A 2,363-nucleotide genomic window follows, 5' to 3' on the forward strand; every position below is an offset into this window, starting at 1 on the left:
TCAGTCTGTAGGATTTTTTGTTAAAACACCCTTTTATCTTTGCTTGAAGGCTTGCTATGGGACAAAAAGAGTTGTTGTAAGAATTTATAGAGATCGAGCACGCAGACACAGGGAAGAAAAATCGGCAGACATCTTCCCGTAGTCGTGTTTTTTTGAGTAGCTCCAAATCCCGAGCATTGAGAAATACCCACTGGGAAACAAAGACCACATCATAGACTACAATAAATGCCCCCAAGCCTCAAACCAATAATGACTTACACAAACCAAAGATTGCTTCAGCACGATAAACCCAAAAAATTGTAAAGCGCATCTGTCCCTCTCCCTTGGATAGCCAGTATTGGTTTTTGACAAAAGCGTTATGCCATATATGCTAGAATGGTCCTAAAATCGATTTAAATGCATTTGGGGGATGGGGAGTGGTTTTTGGTTTTTGGAGTAACCCACATTAAAGCGGAAAATATGACCCGCTAAACAAAAACTTGTTGGCACGCTTTTACCAAGCACTGTGTAGCTTTTTCATCACTCCCCTTGAGCGCGTAGAAAAGCCGTATATTATAGGTGGAGGGTTCTAATACTCGTATGCCTCAGGCGTTTTTAGACAAGACACGACAATCTAATACACAAATACCGGGCTTCCGCGGTTCGACCATTAAAACTACAAAAAAGCACCAAGCTTTCTCTAGCACGGGGGTAGAGTATCCAAAAGTTAGCAACTCTGATATTTTGTTAAAGTCTCTCAACAATCTTAGAGAGATTTTTAAGATTCACGCTTTTAAGGGGTTATAGAGCAAGAGATGGATAGATGGAAAACATTATTTTTTGGATGAAAAGAGTTATGGAGCAGTTATAGAGGTTTGCAAAAATTCAAAACACATTTTTACACAAGCTTTTTTGCTTCGCGAATATTTTCAAGATTTCTCTTGTCTTGTGGTGTGTTCGCTCTCTGTTCTCTTGGATCTATTGTGGTCTTGCCTAGGTTTACTGTTTGTATTGTTGGCTTCAAGGGCAGTTCAGCTAAACCTTGAATTAACGATTTTTCACAAAATTTGGGGATTTTAAAACATCTGTTTTGGCACATTTACGTAAGGTTTATAAATATGAATAGAATGACGCGGTATTTTTATTTTTTTTACGGAGGATTAACATGTGGTCTTTTAGATTAGGGATTTCTGCTTTGGTTTTAGCGAGTTTATGTGTTGCCTTGTCAGCAAGAGAAGTTTCGTATCAAAACACAAGTAATGCGGACCTCATCAAATTGGCTGGCAAAGTTGCTCCCGAAGAAAAACCCGATTATGCTATGGAAATTTACAAACGGGCTGAAAAAATGAATCCCAAACAACGCAAAGAGTTTTATCGAGAGGTGATTGCTACAGCGGATAAAAGTGTTGCCAATGCGGTGATAAAAAATATCAGCAAACGCTTGGAGGAGTTATCTGCGTGGCAATCTAATTATTTTTTCAAATAAATAGTTCGGTTGTTTGCGGGATTTTGGCCTTATCAAGACTTGCTCACTAGGCCAGCATCCCCGTAGTTGATCTAGGGGCTTTGCGGCGTAGGTTAGTAAATTTGGCAATCTTTGCCTCTCTTTGTGGCAATAACTTGGTTGTTTTTGCAAGATTGCATGAGCCTTTGTGATTGTGATCGATCCAGACACCAGGCACGCAACGAGTCTCACTTTTGTTATCTCCAAGTATATGTGTTTTTGTTATTAAGAAATATTTCCTTAAGTCTTAAGCCAAATAAAAGTCTAAAAACCACCTCGCGCTGAGTTCTTTATGCTAGTATTGCCGAAAATAACATGGTTGCAGAATGTATAAATTGCGGATTTGCAAATCCTAATGAAAATTTGTTATTTTGTTTAGAGTGGGTTCATTGGGGGATATTCTACTTAAAGTGGCACGCTTGCACCAACTCAAAAAACACATTTTAAACAATCTCAAATCCCAAAATTGCGTTATAAACGCTACGTTAAAAGCTCTCTTTGTGCTATAGTGGGGGTAAATCTTTGGCGGTGAGCTTAATTTAGAGCGCATGCCTATGAATGCAAAAAGAGTGATCAGCCCATTTATGGGCAGAGAGAATGTGGAAATTGTCTGTGCCACTGAATTGGGCTTTGGAGGTGTCGGCGTTTGATATTTTTGATATTTTGGTGAATTCTTGGCAAGTCTTTCTTGAAGATAAAGAGTGTCTTTACCAAGTCTTGTTTGCAAGCTCACTTTGGCAAGGAATTATTATTTAATTTCAATTTAAGCTATGGTCCCGGATTTTTGGACTGACTTAGTAAGATTTTAAATCGCTGAACATCCTAGCCACCTTTTCAGCGGCCGCGATAATAACTGGATTGCCCTTGGCATTCTCTAAAT

1 protein-coding gene and 1 pseudogene are annotated in these 2,363 nt (G+C 38.9%); both read left to right on the top strand.

Features of this window, described 5'->3' with window-relative positions:
* Positions 1-1,144 precede the first annotated feature (1,144 nt).
* Positions 1,145-1,465, top strand: coding sequence for a DUF1104 domain-containing protein (locus FNE76_RS07980; protein ID WP_120948833.1), 321 nt, complete (start codon positions 1,145-1,147; stop codon positions 1,463-1,465).
* Between the two features lie 416 nt (positions 1,466-1,881).
* Positions 1,882-2,270, top strand: a pseudogene (locus tag FNE76_RS08645) (DNA adenine methylase); the annotation flags it as partial.
* Positions 2,271-2,363 lie beyond the last annotated feature (93 nt).

This window comes from Helicobacter mehlei (assembly GCF_007280785.1).
Lineage (GTDB): Bacteria > Campylobacterota > Campylobacteria > Campylobacterales > Helicobacteraceae > Helicobacter > Helicobacter mehlei.